At 61.8% G+C, this 17,100-nt stretch carries 14 protein-coding genes; 4 read left to right on the top strand and 10 right to left on the bottom strand.

Annotation, left to right across the window (positions count from 1 at the left end):
• The first annotated feature begins 142 nt into the window (after positions 1-142).
• Entirely contained in the window at positions 143-1,144 is a 1,002-nt protein-coding gene (locus J4G38_RS12125) for an EamA family transporter (RefSeq protein ID WP_210521068.1), read from the top strand.
• Here J4G38_RS12125 and J4G38_RS12120 read toward each other — a convergent pair.
• The 4 genes from J4G38_RS12120 to J4G38_RS12105 all read right to left on the bottom strand — a co-directional run bounded on the left by J4G38_RS12120 (position 1,093) and on the right by J4G38_RS12105 (position 8,319).
• Positions 1,093-2,802, bottom strand: a complete 1,710-nt coding sequence (locus J4G38_RS12120) for a carbamoyltransferase family protein (protein WP_210521067.1) — start codon at positions 2,800-2,802, stop codon at positions 1,093-1,095. The two genes, J4G38_RS12125 and J4G38_RS12120, sit on opposite strands and share 52 nt — an antisense overlap.
• Positions 2,803-2,892: 90 nt before the next feature.
• On the bottom strand, positions 2,893-3,420 hold the full coding sequence (locus J4G38_RS12115) for a DUF4126 family protein (protein ID WP_210521066.1): 528 nt from the start codon (positions 3,418-3,420) through the stop codon (positions 2,893-2,895).
• Positions 3,421-3,605: 185 nt separating this feature from the next.
• Positions 3,606-5,267 carry a 2-oxoglutarate dehydrogenase complex dihydrolipoyllysine-residue succinyltransferase gene (gene odhB / locus J4G38_RS12110; protein WP_210521065.1) on the bottom strand — a complete coding sequence of 554 codons (1,662 nt, stop codon included), beginning with the start codon at positions 5,265-5,267 and terminating at the stop codon, positions 3,606-3,608.
• A gap of 118 nt (positions 5,268-5,385) precedes the next feature.
• Entirely contained in the window at positions 5,386-8,319 is a 2,934-nt protein-coding gene (locus J4G38_RS12105) for a 2-oxoglutarate dehydrogenase E1 component (protein WP_210521064.1), read from the bottom strand.
• 446 nt (positions 8,320-8,765) lie between these two features.
• On the opposite strand from J4G38_RS12105, the gene J4G38_RS12100 reads away from it, so the two are divergent.
• The gene (locus tag J4G38_RS12100) at positions 8,766-9,278 is read left to right on the top strand and encodes an RlpA-like double-psi beta-barrel domain-containing protein (protein WP_210521063.1); all 513 of its coding nucleotides are present in this window, start codon (positions 8,766-8,768) and stop codon (positions 9,276-9,278) included.
• Positions 9,279-9,378: 100 nt separating this feature from the next.
• Here the strand turns inward: J4G38_RS12100 and J4G38_RS12095 are convergent, their stop codons facing one another.
• The 4 genes from J4G38_RS12095 to J4G38_RS12080 form a co-directional block, all read right to left on the bottom strand.
• Positions 9,379-10,569, bottom strand: coding sequence for an SMP-30/gluconolactonase/LRE family protein (locus J4G38_RS12095; RefSeq protein WP_210521062.1), 1,191 nt, complete (start codon positions 10,567-10,569; stop codon positions 9,379-9,381).
• Between the two features lie 130 nt (positions 10,570-10,699).
• Positions 10,700-11,428, bottom strand: coding sequence for an SHOCT domain-containing protein (locus J4G38_RS12090; RefSeq protein ID WP_210521061.1), 729 nt, complete (start codon positions 11,426-11,428; stop codon positions 10,700-10,702).
• 25 nt (positions 11,429-11,453) lie between these two features.
• Positions 11,454-12,182 carry a hypothetical protein gene (locus J4G38_RS12085; protein ID WP_210521060.1) on the bottom strand — a complete coding sequence of 243 codons (729 nt, stop codon included), beginning with the start codon at positions 12,180-12,182 and terminating at the stop codon, positions 11,454-11,456.
• Between the two features lie 35 nt (positions 12,183-12,217).
• Positions 12,218-12,472 (bottom strand): hypothetical protein, encoded by a 255-nt coding sequence (locus J4G38_RS12080; RefSeq protein WP_168672096.1) that lies wholly within the window; start codon positions 12,470-12,472, stop codon positions 12,218-12,220.
• A gap of 137 nt (positions 12,473-12,609) precedes the next feature.
• Here J4G38_RS12080 and J4G38_RS12075 point away from each other — a divergent pair, with 137 nt between their 5' ends.
• Entirely contained in the window at positions 12,610-12,798 is a 189-nt protein-coding gene (locus J4G38_RS12075) for a hypothetical protein (protein ID WP_210521059.1), read from the top strand.
• Positions 12,799-12,935: 137 nt separating this feature from the next.
• On the opposite strand, the gene J4G38_RS12070 is transcribed toward J4G38_RS12075, so the two are convergent.
• Entirely contained in the window at positions 12,936-13,727 is a 792-nt protein-coding gene (locus J4G38_RS12070; RefSeq protein WP_210521058.1) for a class I SAM-dependent methyltransferase, read from the bottom strand.
• A gap of 115 nt (positions 13,728-13,842) precedes the next feature.
• On the opposite strand from J4G38_RS12070, the gene J4G38_RS12065 reads away from it, so the two are divergent.
• Positions 13,843-15,906 carry a S9 family peptidase gene (locus tag J4G38_RS12065; RefSeq protein ID WP_210521057.1) on the top strand — a complete coding sequence of 688 codons (2,064 nt, stop codon included), beginning with the start codon at positions 13,843-13,845 and terminating at the stop codon, positions 15,904-15,906.
• Between the two features lie 81 nt (positions 15,907-15,987).
• Here the strand turns inward: J4G38_RS12065 and J4G38_RS12060 are convergent, their stop codons facing one another.
• The gene (locus J4G38_RS12060; protein WP_210521056.1) at positions 15,988-17,070 is read right to left on the bottom strand and encodes an adenylate/guanylate cyclase domain-containing protein; all 1,083 of its coding nucleotides are present in this window, start codon (positions 17,068-17,070) and stop codon (positions 15,988-15,990) included.
• Positions 17,071-17,100: the final 30 nt, after the last annotated feature.

Raw genomic sequence — 17,100 nt, 5'->3', positions numbered from 1 at the left:
CGAGGCCTGCCGGCATCAGCCGGGCTGGGCGGCCAGGCACACCGTTGCCCCGCGCAACCCAAAAATGGCCCGGCCCTTAACTCCCAACCACCAGCGCCAGGACCAGCCGAAGACTTTTCCCATTACCGTCTACCCACTCTGTATGTCTTCTAATCCCGGCCCGGCCGCACCTTCGCGGGCCGCGCTGTTCACGGCTTTTACGCTGGTCTACCTCATCTGGGGCTCTACTTATCTGGTGATGAAGTTTGCCGTGGCCAGCATCCCGCCGCTGCTCATGGCGGGCACGCGCTACGGGCTGGCTGGCGGGCTGCTCTACGGCTTCATGCGGCTGCGGGGCGAGCCGGCCCCCACACTGCGCGGCTGGGGGGTTGCGGCCGCTATCGGGGTTTGTTTGCTGGGGTTTGGCAACGGCGGCACCACGTTTGGGGTACTGTACCTGCCCAGCGGCATCACGGCGCTGCTGGTGGCCACGGTGCCCATGTTTCTGGCGGTGCTGGGGTGGCTGAGCGGGGTGTCGCCCCGGCCCACCAGATGGGTGGCGCTGGGCCTGGCCGCCGGTATGGTGGGAATGTACCTGCTGGCCGCGCACCCCACGGCCACGGCGGTGAAACAGCCGGGCCACGCGGGCCTGGGCATTTTTGCGGTGCTGCTGGCCTCACTGGTGTGGTCCATCGGCTCGCTCTACGCCAAAAACCACCAGCCCGCCCCCTCCCCCTTCGCCTCCGGCGGCATGCAGATGCTGTGCGGCGGCGCGGCCATGCTGGTGGTGGGCCTGCTGCGCGGCGAGGCGTCGGGCTTTGCCCTGGCGCAGGTCACGGCCAAGTCCTGGCTGGCGTATGCGTATTTGGTTAGCTTCGGCTCCATTGTGGCCTTCACGGCCTATATCTGGCTGTTGCGGGCCGTGGAGCCGGCCCTGGCCGGCACCTATGCTTTTGTGAACCCGGTGGTGGCGGTGCTGCTCGGCTGGGCCTTCGCCGGCGAAAGCCTCAACCCCCAGATGCTGGGCGGCGCGGCCCTGATTGTGGCGGCCGTGGTGCTGGTGGTGTTGGGCGGGCGCAGCAAAAAAGAAGTAGCAACCACGGCCGAACCCGGCTACTTGCGCAGCAAAAACGGCCCCAGCACCAGCGCATCCAGCCCCGACTGAAAGTAGCAGTCCAGGGCATCGGCCGGCGACTCTACCAGCGGCATCCCGTTCACATTGAAGGAAGTATTGAGCAGCACCGGCAGGCCGCTGAGCTGCCCGAATTCCAGCAGCAATCGATGAAAAAGCGGGTTGTCGGCGGCGTGCACGGTCTGGAGGCGGCCGGTGCCGTCGTCGTGGGTCACGGCCGGGAGTTTAGCCTGCATTTCGGGGCGCAGGGCAAATACTTTCTCCATGAAATACGCGGTTTCGCCGGCCGGCAAATCGAAGATTTCGCCCTGGCGCTCCTCCGGTACGGCTGGTGCGAAGGGCCGGAATCCTTCGCGGTATTTCACACTGGCATTCACCCGGTCTTTCATGTCGGCCCGCGTGGGGTCGGCCAGGATGCTGCGGTGGCCCAGGGCCCGCTGGCCAAACTCGGAGCCGCCCTGGAACCACGCCACCACCTGCGCCTGGTGCAGCAGTGCCGCCGTGGCCGCCACCACATCGGCCGGGCGCTCGTAGCGCAGCTTGCGCCGGTTTAGCTCGGCTTCGATGCTGGCTTCCGAGTATTCGCGGCCGAAGAAATTGTGCCGGCTGGGGACGGCAAGCGGCGTGGTTTCGCCCAGCACGAAGCGCCGGCCATACAAGGCGCTGCCCACGCTGATGCCGGTATCATCGGGCGTGCCGCCGATGAAAATTTCCTCGTAGGACGTGTGCTGGCGCAGCTTGCCGTTGAGCACGGAATTCATGAGCACACCGCCGCCAAGCACGAGGCGGCGCTGGCCGGTTTGGGCGTGCAGGTTGGCCAGCAGCTCAAACACCACTTCCTCGGTAATGCGCTGCACAGCGGCCACAATGTCGTATTCGCGCGGAGTGAGTGCGGCGTGGCGGGCCAGCGGCGGGCCCAGCAGCGCCACCAGCTTCGGCGAATAGTAATGCGGCGTAAAGGGCAGGAAAAACTCGAAATAGCGCAGGTCCACGTCGTAGCTCAGACCCGAAACGGTGACGAGCGGCCGGAGCATTTCGTAGTAAACCTGCGAGTTGCCACGGGCCGCCAGCGCCATTATTTTCCACTCGTCGCCGTTGGGCTGGAAGCCGAGAAAATCGGTGAAGGCCGAATAGAATAACCCCAGCGAATGCGGCGTGCGGTTGGCGGCCAGCTCTGTCAGGCCAGCGGCCGTAGCGGTTCCAATTAGCCCGGTAGTGGTTTCCCCAAAACCATCGGCAATGAAGAAATCGGCCTCCGCGAAGCCGGAGGGCAGCAGCGCATTGGCCAGGTGGGCGTGGTGGTGGTTGGCGTAGTGCAGCCGGGTGTGGCCGCCGCCCAAGCCGTGCAGCATTTGGCCGATGCCAGCCACGCCGCCTTGCAGCGCCGCCAGCTCATTGAGGGTGAGCTGGGCGAGCTGGCCGCGGTCCTGGAAAACCGTGGCCAGGCTCAGCGTCGGCTTGGCGAGGTACGGGGTCGGATTCCAGCCGATAAAGGCATCGGTAATATCTTCCAGCGCAATGCCAGTCGTTTCGCAGCAGTAGCGAATGGCCTGGCGCGGAAACGACTTGTCCTGCTTCACGCGGGTCAGGCGTTCCTCAGTAATGGCCACCAGCACCTGCCCATCGGGCCCCAGCAGGCAGGCCGAGGAGTGAAACCCACTACAATTGATACCCAGAATAACCGGTGGCATAGGCGCGCATTAGTAATCGAAGCGCCAAATTACTCGCCAGCCATCCGGCATAGGCCAGCGGCACCCTCAAAGCGGCGGCCAAACCCAACCCTACATGGGCCGCCACTCGCCGTGCGCCGGCTGCTGCCCGCGCACCAGCGCCGCGCCACCGGCCATCACCAAGGCATCCTCGCCCACGCCCACCAGCGCAATGGGCGTGCCCGACTGCTTGCTGATGCCCGTGCGCAGCGCATAGCTGATAAAAGTAGCAGCCACGGCGGCCAACCCGCCCAGCAGCCCGCCGCCAATGGCACTGCCGTGGCGCGACTTGTACCAGCCCGCCCCCACCAGCGCACCCGACAACAGCCGCCCCAGCAGCACCGGCGGCGCAATGCGGTCGGGCGTGGTGGGCAGTTTGTCGGCCACCATCTCGCCGGCAGCCAGCAGCTTCAGCACGTTGGCCGTAACCGGCTTCTGCAGAAAGCGCAGCTTCGAGCCGGCCAGCCCGCTGCTGGGCTGCCGCGAGAGGTAATGGCTCAGGAAAGCCGGGGCGCTCATGCTGCGCATGCCGGCCAGCGTGGCGAAACCCATGACGGGCCAGAATTTGGCGGGCCGGGCAGAAGATTTGGAGGTTTTCATACGGGAAGGAACGTGAGCTTGGTTTAACGGCGGCGCGCGCGGCGCGTTGGCGCATTGCCGCAAAAAATGCTGCCGATAAGGCGTACCGCCATCAAGCAGAAGCCGAATTCAGGCAAAGTAAAAAAGCCGGCCCAAATTGGGCCGGCTTTTTTACTTTGCCTGAATTCGGGCTGGAGGCAACCGGGCTACACGCCCAGCAGCAGGCGCGTGGGGTCTTCGAGCAGCTCCTTCACCCGCACCAGGAACGACACCGACTCGCGGCCGTCGATGATGCGGTGGTCGTAGCTCAGCGCCAGGTACATCATGGGGCGAATCACGACCTGACCGTTTTCGGCGATGGGGCGCTGCACGATGTTGTGCATGCCCAGAATGGCCGATTGCGGGGCGTTGATAATCGGGGTGCTCATCATCGAGCCAAACACGCCGCCGTTGGTGATGGTGAACGTGCCGCCGGTCATTTGCTCGATGGTGAGCTTGTTGTCGCGGGCCAGCGTGGCCAGGCGCACCACTTCCTTCTCAATGCCATCGAACGACAGCGCTTCCGCGTTGCGAATCACGGGCACCACCAGCCCTTTCGGCGCCGACACGGCGATGCTGATGTCGCAGAAATCGTTGAACACGATGTCGGTGCCGTCAATCTGCGCGTTCACCGAGGGCCACTCCTTGAGCGCCACGCACACGGCCTTGGTGAAGAAGGACATGAAGCCCAAACCCACGCCGTTTTTCGCCTTGAACTGGTCCTTGAACTTGGTGCGCAGGTCCATGATGGGCTGCATGTTCACCTCGTTGAAAGTGGTGAGCATGGCCGTTTCATTCTTTACCGACACCAGGCGGCGGGCCACCGTTTTGCGCAGGTTGCTCATGCGCTCACGGCGCTGGTTGCGGTTGCCGCTGGCCGCAGGTGCACTGCTAACGGGTGCGGCCGGGGCCGCCGCCGGGGCGGCCTGAAGCGCTGGCGCAGCGGGCCTGGTCTGCGCGTTCTGGGCGTCTTCTTTGGTGATGCGGCCATCGCGGCCGGTGCCGGCCACATCGCTGGTCGCAATGCCTTTCTCATCCAAAATCTTACCAGCGGCCGGCGAAGGCACGCCCGTAGCATAAGTGGCCGCGCCACTGCTGGCGGGCGACGAGGCCAGCGCCGCAACGGGTGCCGCTTGCGCGGCAGCAGGGGCAGCTGGAGCCGGAGCATCACCCCCCGATATCCCTCCTTCAATCCGCGCAATCACGGTGCCAATGGCAATGGTTTCGCCTTCCTTCACGGCGTGGCGCAGCGTGCCGCTGGCTTCGGCCGGCAGCTCAAAGGTGGCCTTGTCCGACTCCAGCTCGGCAATCACCTCGTCGCGCGCTACCTGGGCACCGTCGGGCTTCAGCCATTTGGCCACCGTCACTTCCGTGATGGATTCGCCCACGGTGGGGATTTTTATTTCGATTGAACCGCCACCCGTGGCGGGAGCGGCGGCCACCGGGGCTGCTGCCCCACCTTCCGGCGTGCCACCGTAGCCGGCCTGGGCGCTGGCCTTCGGGTTTTCCTCACCTTGATTAATCGGGTCAGCCGAAGCAGCCGCGGCAGGTGCTGGTGCCGCTGGGGCCGCTGCCGGCGCCGCCGTGCCATTGGCAGCACCATCCAAATCAGCAATGATGGTACCGATGCCGATGGTTTCACCCTCGGCCACGCGGATTTTCAGCACGCCATCGGCCTCGGCGGGCAGCTCAAACGTGGCCTTGTCCGACTCCAGCTCGGCAATGACTTCGTCGCGTTTCACGGCCTCGCCGTCCTTTTTGAGCCACTTGGCAATGGTGACTTCGGTGATGGATTCGCCAACGGCGGGAATTTTGATTTCGAGGGCCATAAACTAGGGTGGCGGGAATTGAGGTGTTTGTCTGAGGTTGATGCAAAGGTGCGCAATGGGCAGGCCCCGCACCGGAAATAACGAGGCCGCTCGGGCAGAGCAACCACTGCTGGCGGGGCTAGTCCAGCTTTTTAGCCGCTTCTGCGGTGGCCTTGATGTTGCCATCGGCCACGGCCTCTTTGGGCTTGTCGAAGGCGCGGGCCACCAGGTCCTTCTGCTCCTTGACGTGGATTTTGTTGTAGCCCGTGGCCGGCGAGGCCGAGGGCTTGCGCGAAATCACTTCTTCCAAATCGCGGCGCATGAAGCGGAGCATATAGTTCCAGTAGCCCATGTTTTCGGGCTCTTCCTGCACCCAGTACACCTTGGCTTTGGGGTACTTGGCCAGCTCGGCATCGAGCTGCTTTTTGGGGAAGGGGTGCAGCTGCTCCAGCCGTACGATGGCCACGTCCTTGCGGTCGGAACTGCGCTGCTCTTCCAGCAGGTCGAAGTACACTTTGCCCGAGCACAGCAGCACGCGCTTCACCTTTTTGGCTTCGGCAAATTCATCGCCCAGCACCTCGCGGAAGCGGCCGCCGGTGAAATCCTCAATCGGTGACACGCACAGCGGATGGCGCAGCATCGACTTCGGCGACATTACCACCAGCGGCTTGCGGAAGCTCCAGGTGAGCTGCCGGCGCAGGGCGTGGAAGAAGTTGGCCGGCGTGGTCATGTTGGCCACCACAATGTTGTTTTCGGCGGCCAGCTGCAGGAACCGCTCGGGGCGGGCGTTGGAGTGCTCCGGGCCCTGGCCTTCGTAGCCGTGGGGCAGCAGCATCACGAGGCCGTTCATGCGCTGCCACTTGCTTTCGGAGCTCACCACAAACTGGTCAATCATGGTCTGGGCCCCGTTGGCAAAGTCGCCAAATTGCGCCTCCCACACCACCAGGGCCGTGGGATTGGCCATGCCGTAGCCGAATTCGAAGCCCAGCACCGCGTACTCGCTCAGCAGCGAGTTGAAGATGCGCAGCTTCTCGTTTTCGCCTTCAATGTTGTTCAGCGAGTTGTAGGGAGCCGACGTCTCGGCGTCGTGCAGCACCGCGTGGCGGTGCGAGAACGTGCCGCGCTGGCAGTCCTGGCCGCTCACGCGCACAATGTGCTTCTCGGTCAGCAGCGAGCCGTAAGCCAGCAATTCGCCGGCCGCCCAGTTCAGCACCCGGGTTTCGTAGAACATCTTGCGGCGCTCCTTCAGCAGGTTATCAATCTGCTTGATGGGCTTGAAGCCATCCGGAATCGTGGTCAGGGCCTTGGCCACTTTCTCCACCACTTCGGCCGAAATGCCCGTTTCGGGCGACTGGTCGAAGTCTTCGGAATTGGAGCGGCGCAGGCTGCGCCATTCGTTTTCCAGGGCCTGATACTTATATGGAAGGGGTTTCTGCTTCACCAAATCGAGGCGGGCCTGGAGGGTTTCGCGGAACTCCTTGTCCATCTGAGCGGCCAGCTCGGCGTCCACATCCCCCCGGCTCACCAGCATGGTGTTGTACACCTCGCGCGGGTTTTGGTGCTTCGAGATGAGGTTGTAGAGCGTGGGCTGCGTGAACTTGGGCTCGTCCGACTCGTTGTGGCCGTGGCGGCGGTAGCACACCATGTCAATGAAGATATCGGCGTGGAACTGCTGGCGGTATTCCGTGGCCAGCTGCACGGCAAATACCACGGCCTCGGGGTCGTCGCCGTTCACGTGCACCACCGGCGCATCAATGATTTTAGCGATGTCGGTGCAATAAATCGAGGAGCGGGCATCCTCAAAATCGGTGGTAAAGCCAACCTGGTTGTTGATGATGAAGTGCACCGTCCCACCCGTCTTGTAGCCTTCCAGCAGCGACATCTGGGTCAGCTCATACCCGATGCCCTGGCCCGCCAACGCGGCATCGCCGTGAATCAGAATGGGCAGAATCTGGTGGTAGTCGCCGTCGTACTGGTGCTCAATCTTGGCCCGCACGAAGCCTTCCACCACCGGGTTCACCGCCTCCAGGTGCGAGGGGTTGGGGGCCAGTTTCAGGTTGACTTTCTGGCCGCCGCTGGCCTCTACTTCCGAGCTGTAGCCCATGTGGTACTTCACGTCGCCGTCGCCCATGGTAAGGTCGGGCACGGCGGTGCCTTCAAACTCCGAGAAAATCTGCTCGTAGGTCTTGCCCATGATGTTGGCCAGCACGTTGAGCCGGCCGCGGTGGGCCATGCCAATCATCACCTCCTTCACGCCCAGCTCCGCACCTTTGCCAATGATGGCATCCAGCGCGGGAATGGTCGTTTCGCCGCCTTCGAGCGAAAACCGCTTCTGCCCCAAAAACTTGGTGTGCAGGAAGTTCTCAAACACTACGGCCTCGTTCAGCTTCTTCAGAATGCGCTTTTTGTACTCCACGCCAGGGTTGAAGGCCAGCGAGTCGTGCTCCACTTTCTCGCGGAACCAGTCCAGCACCTGCGGGTCGCGGATGTACATGTACTCGAAGCCGATGGGGCCGGTATATATCTTTTCCAGCGCCACCACAATATCGCGCAGCGTGGCCTGCGGGCCCAACCCCAGGCCTTCGCCGTTCTTAAACACCGTGTCCATATCGGCCTCGCTCAGCCCAAAATTGGGCAAATCAAGGCGGGCTTTTCGGTCTTTGCGCTCGCGCACGGGGTTGGTTTTGGCGCGCAGATGGCCCCGGCTGCGGTAGGCGTGAATGAGGTTACGAACGGCCGTTTCCTTGTCGCTCGCCATCGTTTCGCCGCTGCTCAGGCTGGGCGCGTTATTGGTAGAGGCAGCCGTTTCGAGCACGCCGTAATCGTCGGGCTGCGGCACGGGGCCAGGTGATGCTTTGGCAGCGGCGGGCGCACCGTTGGTACTGCCGTTGGCCACGGCGCCGTTGGTAGCGGGGACGGCAGGCGCACCTTCCGGAAACTGCTGCGAGAAGTCAAAGCCTTCAAAAAACTTGCGCCAGCCGAAATCCACCGATTCAGGATTCTGCTGGTAGGCTTGGTACAAGGTTTCGATAGCCGCCGCGTCAGCGTTGGCGATATAGGAATAGGCGTCCATTGGGAATTCAGCTTATGTTAAGGCGACGTAAAAGTAATAAGCTTATCAGACAGGTAAAAACCTAAATTCGATTGCACAAATTCGTCTGATAATCAATACCTTTATAACGACAGGACGGTATCGGCGAGTTGCTTGAAGGTTCAATTTATCAAAAATTGCAGGGATACCGCGATTTACTCTTATCTGACCCGCATGGCGGCGAACTGCTTTCTGGCCGCTACTCCACAACGGCCTGCGCTCCATACAGCGATTTCCCGAGGCGGAATTTATATAAACTTTTCACCATGCTATTGCCTAATAACCTGTAAAGCAGCATCCGAATTGGATATTTATTTTTCCGAGAACTTATCTATGTATCAAACCGTTAACCCCTTTCTGCTCGCTTCGCAATACCGGGCCGGGCCTATTCCACCGGGCAACATGGTGGCCTTACGAACCCTATATGAATGAATAATGCCAAGCTACTAGCAGACCTACTCATTGCCGCCACGGCCCTCACAACGCCGTTTTTTCATGCCACGCCCACGGCTAATGCGTTGGGAATGGAAGGCTTTCTAGCTCACCGGCGAACTATTACGCGGCACGTATCCAAAACCAAAGCGCTGGTGGCGCGCAACCTCACGTACACCGTGACTGCCACCTGTTACCAAGCCATACCGGGCCAAACGGATAGCGAGCCGTTTGTCACGGCCGATAATTCTCGCATCAAACCGCACTACGGGAGCAAAAAGCGCTGGATGGCTCTGTCGCGCGACTTGCTGAAGCCCTGGGGCGGCCCCTTTAAATTTGGCGAAAAAGTGCACGTACGCGGCCTTTCGCCCAAGCTCGATGGCGTTTACACGGTGCACGATACCATGAACCGCCGCCATCACCATTGCATGGATGTGCTAACCCACCGCAATGAGAAGTTCGATATTTTTCAGAAGGGCGTCAAAATTCAGCCGATAGCCGCGCGGTAAGCCGTGGCCCGATTACGCCCGAGACTCATTAAAAAAGCCGCCTCCGATAAGGAGGCGGCTTTTCTGCGTTTGTAAAACGACAATTCAGAATCGGCAGATGCTATTTCGGTAGGGCCATTTTGAAGATGCGGAACGGCGGACGGGGCTGGCCGACGCCCTTGTTCCAGCTGGGCGTTTTGTGAATGGCGGAGTTGGTGACGTACAGGTTACCATCGGCGGTAAAGCTGTAGGTGTCAGGCCACTGCAGGCGGTCATCCTGCACTACGGTTTCGATTTTGCCGGCGGGCGTGCGGCGCAGTAAGGCACTCTGCTCGAAGGAGGTGAGGTAGACGTTGTTAGCGGCGTCGATTTCGAGGCCATCGCTGGCGGGAATTTCGCCCACAGTTTCCACCTGCTGGCCGAGTTGGGCCTCGCTCAGGGCAGGGTCGCGCAGGGCGGCGGTTTTGATGCGGTAGAGGGTATGGCCGGTGAGTGGGCAGTAGTAGAGGTAGGCGTTGTCGGCGCTCAGGGCGATACCGTCGGCGTTGAACTGGGCAGGTTTGCCTTGCAGGTCGAGCATGGCATGGCCAGCTGCTTTGATAACCAGCCCTTTCACGGCTTTAGTGGACGGATGACTGGCAAGCAAGCGACGGGATTTCAGGGTTTTTAAGTCGGTGACCACTAGCGCGCCCATGCCGGACTCGGTCATGTAGGCGTAGTTGTTCTGGAGGTCAATCCGCACGTCGTTGAGGTAGGATTTGCGCGGGGCTACGCTTTCCGAGAAGGGAATGGTGAGCAGGACCTGGCCGGTTTTGGGGTCGGTTTTGACCAGTTTGGGGCCACCGGGCACGGTAAATTTCAGGCCGGGCGCGGCGGGGTCGAGAATCCAAACCATGCCCGATTTATCGGCAAATACGCTTTGCGGGCAAATCCAATGCTTGAGGGGTTCGGATTTTACGGAGTCGTTCCAGGTGCACCAGCCCGCGTTGGGATAGGGCGTGAGGGTGCTGTTGGGGCCAACTTTGGCAATCGGAAACGAGGGATTCCAATCCCAGCGCGGAAAGCAGGCAAATACCTGGCCGCCGGGGGCCACGGCCACGCCCACCATCTGCGGGTCGTTGAATTCGGCCACCACTTGCAGCGGCGAATTGGCCGGAGCCACGCTGGTACCGGCCGTGGCAGAGTCGGGCGCGATGGCCGTGGCCGTAGCGCTTTCGGTCTTGCCAGACGGTGACGAGCAGGCGCTTAGCAGCAGGCCCGTAGCAGCCGCGAAGGTCGGCAAGCCGGATGAGAACAAGCGGGGAAACGACATGCAGGGAAAATAGAAGGACGTACTGGAAACAAAGAAGCTCCCAGCCGGCGGGGCAGGGAGCTTGCATACGGCCTTATTATCCAATACGTTGACCTACATCGAAACAACCTCATCGGTGGCAAAATGGCAATTACTGGCTAGCAGCTGAATCGGAAGTAGCGGCGGGCGACGGAGCCGCGGCAGAGTCGCGGGCGGCAGGCGCCGGCTGGGGCTGCACGCGCGGCGCGGGGTGGGCCGGGGCAACGCGCACAGTCTCGGGCACGGCTTCGGGCTGGGGCAGTTGCTCTACCTGCGGGCCGGTTTCGATGGGCGCGGCCAGCGAATCGGCGGCAGTCTGGCTGGTGCTGGAAATATGCTCGGACGGCGGCCGGTTGAACGAGAGGTACAGCACCACCAGCAAAAACACCAACACGCCGCCAATGGACAAAATGAGGGCCAGCGGATTGCGGGCTGGCAATGATTCCGACTCCGGCAATTCCGCCGTTTCTGACCAGCCTGGAACCGGCTCCGCCAACGGCATCGGCTCCATTGTGGGCGAGTACAAAAACGGCGCGGGCGGAATTATTGCTGCGAGGTCGGGCTCGTCGCTGCTGGTCGCGGCATCGGCCGGCGGCTCAGTGGCCCCAACGGTTTCAGCGGCAAGCGAAGATGATTCCGCCACTGGTGGAAGTGACGAAACCGCGGGCGACGCGGGCGCTGGAGGGACCGGCCCGGCACCGGCGGGAGGACCGGCGGTGCCGGTGCGGCTGAACACCAGCTGTTGTTTCAGGGCCTCAAACTCGGCGGGCGTGAGGGCGCCGGCGTCCAGCATTTCCTTGAGCTGGCGCAGGGTATCGAGGGGCGAATTGGGGTTGTCCATGACCTGAGTACGGCCCGTGCGGGGGCTAGTTTTTGCGGTCGAGAGCGGAAAGACGGTCGCGTCGACGCTGCAGGCGCTGGCGGCTTTCGTCCAGCAGCTGGGCATTTTTGAGGAGCGAAACCGAATCGGCAGTAACTTGCCGCCGGTTTTCGATATTCTTCTTCTTCAGTTCCTCGATGCGGGCCAGGTTCGATGCGGTATTATTCTGCAGCGAAATCCGCTCTTTTTCGAGCCGTTCTTTTTCCTTTTCCGTGGCTTTCAGCTTCTTCTCGGCTTCGGCAATCATGTCGCGGTAGGCCTTGAGGCGGGCAGCCCCGGCGAAGTTCTGGACGATGCCGCGCAGGGCGTTGTATTCGGTGGCCGTCTTGTCGGGGTCGAAGAACGTGTTGTCGTCGAACCCACCGAACACGGCCACTTCGGTCACCGAATCGGAGGGGGCCACGATGGTGGCGTAGAGGTCGACGAGCTTGCCGGAGATGGTGCTGGCGGGCGTTTGGCGAGCCGCGAGCACGTCGCTTTTGCCCAGGCCCAGCACGCCGCCGTTCTTAAACTTGACGTTGTAGCTGCTCTTCATCCAGCTTTGGAAGAAATCGCGCACGTCGGAGGCTTTGCCATCGACCTGCACTTTGAGGGCGGCGCGGGCGCCTTTGTTGTAGTTCACGTCGCCGGGGCGCACGTCGTAGAGCTGGGCCGAAACCGAATTGGCAGCCAGCACGCCCAGCAGGGCCAGCAGCAGGGTGCAGATTTTAGACATGGGAGCGTGGGTATTTAGCGGAAATGCGAACTGTTTCAGCGCAACTCGTGGCGGTCGAAAGCGGCCTGCAAATCGGCACGCATGGCTTGAAAACGGGCAATGGCGGCGGCGAGAAATTCGTCGTCCAGCAGCTCGCGCGCCTCGGCGTCGGTGCCGGTGAGCAAGTCCAGCTCGGCCACTTTATAGGTCTGTTCCAGGTTGCCCTGCTCCAGTTTCAGCAGAAACTTGCCATTCCAGGCCAGGAGCGTGATTTTGACGGCGGGATGGGGGATGTCGGCGACGTGGCGCATGAGGGAGGTTGAAATGGCCAGAACCGGGGCGAAGATAGGATGCCCGGCCTAACTCCGGCCCTGCCGGCCGCGTAAAAAGCCCGTGGTCCGGTACAACGGGCCGTTTTCCTTCCACTTTTTTAAACTCACCCCCAGCCATGCCTCAGGGAGATAAATCAAAGTACACCGACAAGCAGAAAAGCCAGGCCGAGCACATTGAAGAAGGCTACGAGAACCGGGGCGTGCCGAAGGACGAAGCCGAAGCCCGCGCCTGGGCCACGGTGAATAAAAACGACGGCGGCGGAAAAAAAACCGGTGGCTCGGGCCGGAAGAAGGCCAATTCTTAGTACTTTGGCTGCTTGTTGCGCGCTAGCGCCAACAGTGGCTGTCACCCCCGCAAAGAGAAAGCCCCGCCAATTGTGTTGGCAGGGCTTTCTTTTGAGCGGCTTGGTCTACCTGCCGGGACCCGCGCACTTGCGGTTGGCTACGGTTTTTGAGCCACCATTTTCACCAGGCGCAGGTTTTCTTTGGTAAAGTCAGCCGTGCCGATGGGCTCTTCGTAGCGCACAATTTTCAGGCCGGCGGCGGTGTAGAGCTTGGGCAATTCGTCGGTTTTGAAGAACACCCGGTAGTCGCCGCCCACGACTTGCAGCCGGTTGGTGGCATCCATGTGAAAGGCTTCCAGCACCACAATACCACCGGGTTTCAGGGCCTTCATCACGCGGTCGGCGTATTCGCGGCCGCCGGCATAGCTCAGCACAATCAGGTCCCATTTGTTGGTTCCCCAGTCGTATTTGGCCATATCGGCCACTTCGGTGGTGATTTTCACGCCCAGTTTTTTGGCCCGGGCCTGGGCGTAGGCCAGCGCTTTTTCGGCCACGTCGACGCCCGTCACCTGCCAGCCCTGCTGGGCCAGGTAAATGGCGTTGCGGCCCTCGCCCATGTCGGCGTCGAGGGCGGTGCCGGGTTTGCGGCCCTTCGCGGTTTCGACCAGCAGGGCGTTTGGCTTTTCGTTGAGCACCCTGGCGCGGGCCACGGAATCGGTGAGGATATAGTTCCAGCGCTGGCGGGTGCGCTCGGCCATCAGGCTTTTGAACTCGGCTTGTTGGGCGGGCGTGGCGTTGACGGGCAGCACTGGGTCGGGGCCCAGGCCGGGGATGGGCGGCAGGCTTCTTTTTGGGGTGGCGGGCGTTTGCGCCAGCACCGGTGCGGCTACTAGCAGCCCAAGCAAGCTCCACAATGCGGCAATCGTGGCAATCCGACCTAGCATCTTCATAACGAGCGAAATAAAATGATACAAGGCCAAATGTATAAATAATTAATAATTTGAATTTGTTCTCAACAGAAAGCCAACGGGCCAGGCATCTCGCGCTGAGGCGTAATTTTCGCCCATGAACAAGCTCCTCCTCACGGCGCTGGCGCTGCTGCCGCTGGCGGCCGCCGCCCAAAATCCCAGCCCCAGCGTCCTCACGCCCGAAAAGCTCTGGCAGCTAGGCCGCCTGGGCGAAATGCAGGTGTCGCCCGATGGCAAGACCGTGGCCTACACCGTGACCCGGTACAACCTGGCCGAAAACAAAGGCAACGCCGACATCTGGACCGTGCCCGTGGCCGGTGGCACGGCCAAACGCCTCACTGATACGCCCGGCTCGGAAACCACTCTCAATTGGCGGCCCGATGGCAAGCTGACCTTCGTCTCGGGCGAGAGCGGCACCGACCAGCTTTACGTGATGAGCGCCGACGGCAGCGGCAAAACCAAGCTGAGCGAGTTTCCCGACCAAGGCTTGAGCAACCTGAAATACGCGCCGAAGGCCAATTTCATCCTATACACCCAGGACGTGAAATCGAGTCCGAGCACGCTGGATATGTTCCCGGACCTGCCCAAGGCCGACGCCAAAATCATCGACGACCTGAACTACCGCCACTGGAACGTGTGGGACGACCACCTCGCCAGCCACGTTTTCTTTCAGCCGATTGCCGCCGACGGCAAGCCCGAAGGCTACGGCAAGGACCTGATGGCCGGCGAAAAATTCGACTCGCCGCTGCTGCCGGATGGCGGCGCCGAGCAGCTGGCTTTCTCGCCCGACGGCTACAAAATTGCCTACACCAGCCGCAAGCTCACGGGCCGCGCCGAGGCCGAAAGCACCAACGCCGACATCTACCTCTACGACATTCACAACGCCCAAACCGTGAACCTGAGCGAGGGCCTGGGCGGCTACGACACCGAGCCCAGCTTCGCGCCCGACGGCCGGCAAGTGGCCTGGCTGAGCATGGCCACGCCCGGCTTCGAATCGGACCGCAACGGCATCGTGGTGGTTGATTTCGCCACCAAAAAACGGCAGGACATCACCAAAGGCTCGGAGCTGAGCGCCAACAACGTGCGCTGGAGCGCCGATGGCAAAACCATCTACTTCATGGCCGTGGTGATGGGCGCGGAGCAGCTGTTTTCGGTGCCGGGCAAGGGCGGCAAAATCCGCCAGATTACGACCGGAGCGCAGAATTACAACTCGTTTGAGCTGGTGGGCAAGGACCAGGCCGTGGCTAACCGTACCACCCTTTCGGCCTTCGCCGATGTGGTGCGCCTCGACCTGAAAACCGGCAAGGAAACGCCGCTCACCACCATCAACCAGCAGGAGCTGGCCGGCATCAGGCTGGGCAAGGTGGAGGACCGCCGCGTGACCACCACCGACGGCAAGCAAATGCAGGTGTACGTGATTTACCCGCCCGATTTCGACCCCGCCAAGAAGTACCCCACGCTGCTCTACTGCCAGGGCGGCCCGCAATCGCCCATCACCCAGAGCCAGAGCTACCGCTGGAATTTCCAGCTGATGGCGGCCAACGGCTACATTGTGGTGGCGCCCAACCGGCGCGGCCTGCCCGGCTTCGGCCGCGCGTGGAACGATGCCATTTCGGGCGACTGGGGCGGCCAGCCGATTCGGGATTACCTCTCGGCGATTGACAAAATCAGCGAAGAGCCGTTCGTGGACAAGGACCGGCGCGGCTGCGTGGGCGCCAGCTACGGCGGCTACTCGGTGTACTACCTGGCCGGCCACCACGAGGGCCGCTTCAAGACCTTCATCGCCCACGACGGCCTCTACAACCTCACCAGCTGGTACCCCAGCACCGAGGAAATGTTCTTCGCCAAGCACGACATGGGCGGCGCGCCCTGGGATGCCACGCCGAACAAATCCTACCAGGAATTCAACCCCCAGATGTTTGCCAAAAACTGGGACACGCCCATCCTCGTCATCCAGGGCGGCAAAGATTTCCGGGTGCCCGATGGGCAGGGGATTGAAGCTTTCGGCACAGCACAGCTGCGCGGCATTCCGAGCCGGTTTCTGTATTTGCCTAACGAAGGGCACTGGGTACTGAAGCCGCAAAACGCCGTGCTCTGGCAGCGGGTGTTTTTTGAGTGGCTGGGCCGCACGCTCAAGCCTGATAGTAGGGCGGCGAAATAATTGACGGGTAGTAAACGGACGGACAGAAAAAGCACGTCATGCTTCGGCTCCGCTCAGCATGACGTGCTTTTTCTGTCCGCGCTACTCCTGTTCTACCACTTCCTCCTGTTCCACCCGGTTTAGCCCGTACAAGGTCACTTCCTGCTTCTTGCCGCGTAGCAATAAGGTGGTGAGGCGGGTGGCGCTCACGTAGGGAATGGGGCCGAGCTGGTTGAGCAGGGTTTCGGAGATGAGCAGGTCCTGGTGCAGCTCGTTGCAGAGGGCCTGGATGCGGGCCGTGGTGTTCAGCACGTCGCCGTGGTACACGATTTCCTTCTTCACCTCGCCCACCCACGTCACCACCACGTTGCCGCCGTGCAGGCCGGCTTTGAAGGTGGGAAAGTAGCCGTACTGCTCGCAATAGGCATCGCGGCGGGCCGCAATGGCGTCCTGCATCAGGTAGAAGCAGCGCACGCAATTGGCGTTGTCCAGGCCCACGGCCAGGGGCCAGGCCAGCACTATTTCATCGCCCACGTACTGGTATACCTCGGCTTTGGTGACCAGAATGGCGTCGGTGAGGTCGTAGAAAAAGTCCTGGATGAAGCGGCTGTAGGTGAGGTTGCCGAGCGTTTCGGCGATGGTGGTCGATGATTTCATGTCGACGAACATGAAAATGCGGTCTACCTCGCGGGGCTGGTGGTAGGTGCCATTCACGAACTTAAAAAGCTGGCCGGGGCCGTGGAGGGTGGTGATTTGCTGCACCGCCACGAAGAGAAAGCTGAAGAAAACGGCGAAAATAAAATCGACCTGAAAATGGCCCGCCGTGAGGTAGCCGCGGAAGGCGGCCGCCGGCGCCAGGCCCTGAAAATACATGCGCGAAGCCACCACCACGGCCAGCAGCCAAAAGGCACTTGTGCTGGTATAAAGCAGGTTACGGGCCAGCCAGAGCCGAAAAAACGGCAGGCGGCGAAACCGCGCAGGAAAGAAAAAAGCCTCCCCCACGCCCACCGACGCGCCAATGCAAAAGCCCGCCACCAGGCCGTTGAGCACCCTTTGGCGGGCATCGTGGCCCGAAAGCAGGTTTTGCAGGACGGCGTAGCCGACGCCGGTGGTCAGGCCCGTGATGGCCGAACGAAACACCGTGCGATACTGGAGCTGCCGCCGCGGCGCGGGAAGGGCGTGCATGGCGTTTTTTTTACCCGCAAGGTAAGGCCG

Source organism: Hymenobacter terricola (assembly GCF_017921975.2).
In the GTDB taxonomy this organism is placed as follows: Bacteria; Bacteroidota; Bacteroidia; order Cytophagales; family Hymenobacteraceae; genus Hymenobacter; species Hymenobacter terricola.
The sequence above is the reverse complement of the archived record's forward strand: the minus strand, read 5'-3'. Positions and strand labels throughout refer to the sequence as shown.

Coding starts and splice junctions, on each gene's coding strand:
- J4G38_RS12125 (WP_210521068.1), top strand. CDS start 143: ATGTCTTCTAATCCCGGCCCGGCCGCACCTTCGCGGGCCGCGCTGTTC.
- J4G38_RS12075 (WP_210521059.1), top strand. CDS start 12,610: ATGCCTCAGGGAGATAAATCAAAGTACACCGACAAGCAGAAAAGCCAG.
- J4G38_RS12120 (WP_210521067.1), bottom strand. CDS start 2,802: ATGCCACCGGTTATTCTGGGTATCAATTGTAGTGGGTTTCACTCCTCG.
- J4G38_RS12095 (WP_210521062.1), bottom strand. CDS start 10,569: ATGTCGTTTCCCCGCTTGTTCTCATCCGGCTTGCCGACCTTCGCGGCT.
- J4G38_RS12085 (WP_210521060.1), bottom strand. CDS start 12,182: ATGTCTAAAATCTGCACCCTGCTGCTGGCCCTGCTGGGCGTGCTGGCT.
- J4G38_RS12070 (WP_210521058.1), bottom strand. CDS start 13,727: ATGAAGATGCTAGGTCGGATTGCCACGATTGCCGCATTGTGGAGCTTG.
- J4G38_RS12065 (WP_210521057.1), top strand. CDS start 13,843: ATGAACAAGCTCCTCCTCACGGCGCTGGCGCTGCTGCCGCTGGCGGCC.
- odhB (WP_210521065.1), bottom strand. CDS start 5,267: ATGGCCCTCGAAATCAAAATTCCCGCCGTTGGCGAATCCATCACCGAA.
- J4G38_RS12090 (WP_210521061.1), bottom strand. CDS start 11,428: ATGGACAACCCCAATTCGCCCCTCGATACCCTGCGCCAGCTCAAGGAA.
- J4G38_RS12080 (WP_168672096.1), bottom strand. CDS start 12,472: ATGCGCCACGTCGCCGACATCCCCCATCCCGCCGTCAAAATCACGCTC.
- J4G38_RS12105 (WP_210521064.1), bottom strand. CDS start 8,319: ATGGACGCCTATTCCTATATCGCCAACGCTGACGCGGCGGCTATCGAA.
- J4G38_RS12115 (WP_210521066.1), bottom strand. CDS start 3,420: ATGAAAACCTCCAAATCTTCTGCCCGGCCCGCCAAATTCTGGCCCGTC.
- J4G38_RS12100 (WP_210521063.1), top strand. CDS start 8,766: ATGAATAATGCCAAGCTACTAGCAGACCTACTCATTGCCGCCACGGCC.
- J4G38_RS12060 (WP_210521056.1), bottom strand. CDS start 17,070: ATGCACGCCCTTCCCGCGCCGCGGCGGCAGCTCCAGTATCGCACGGTG.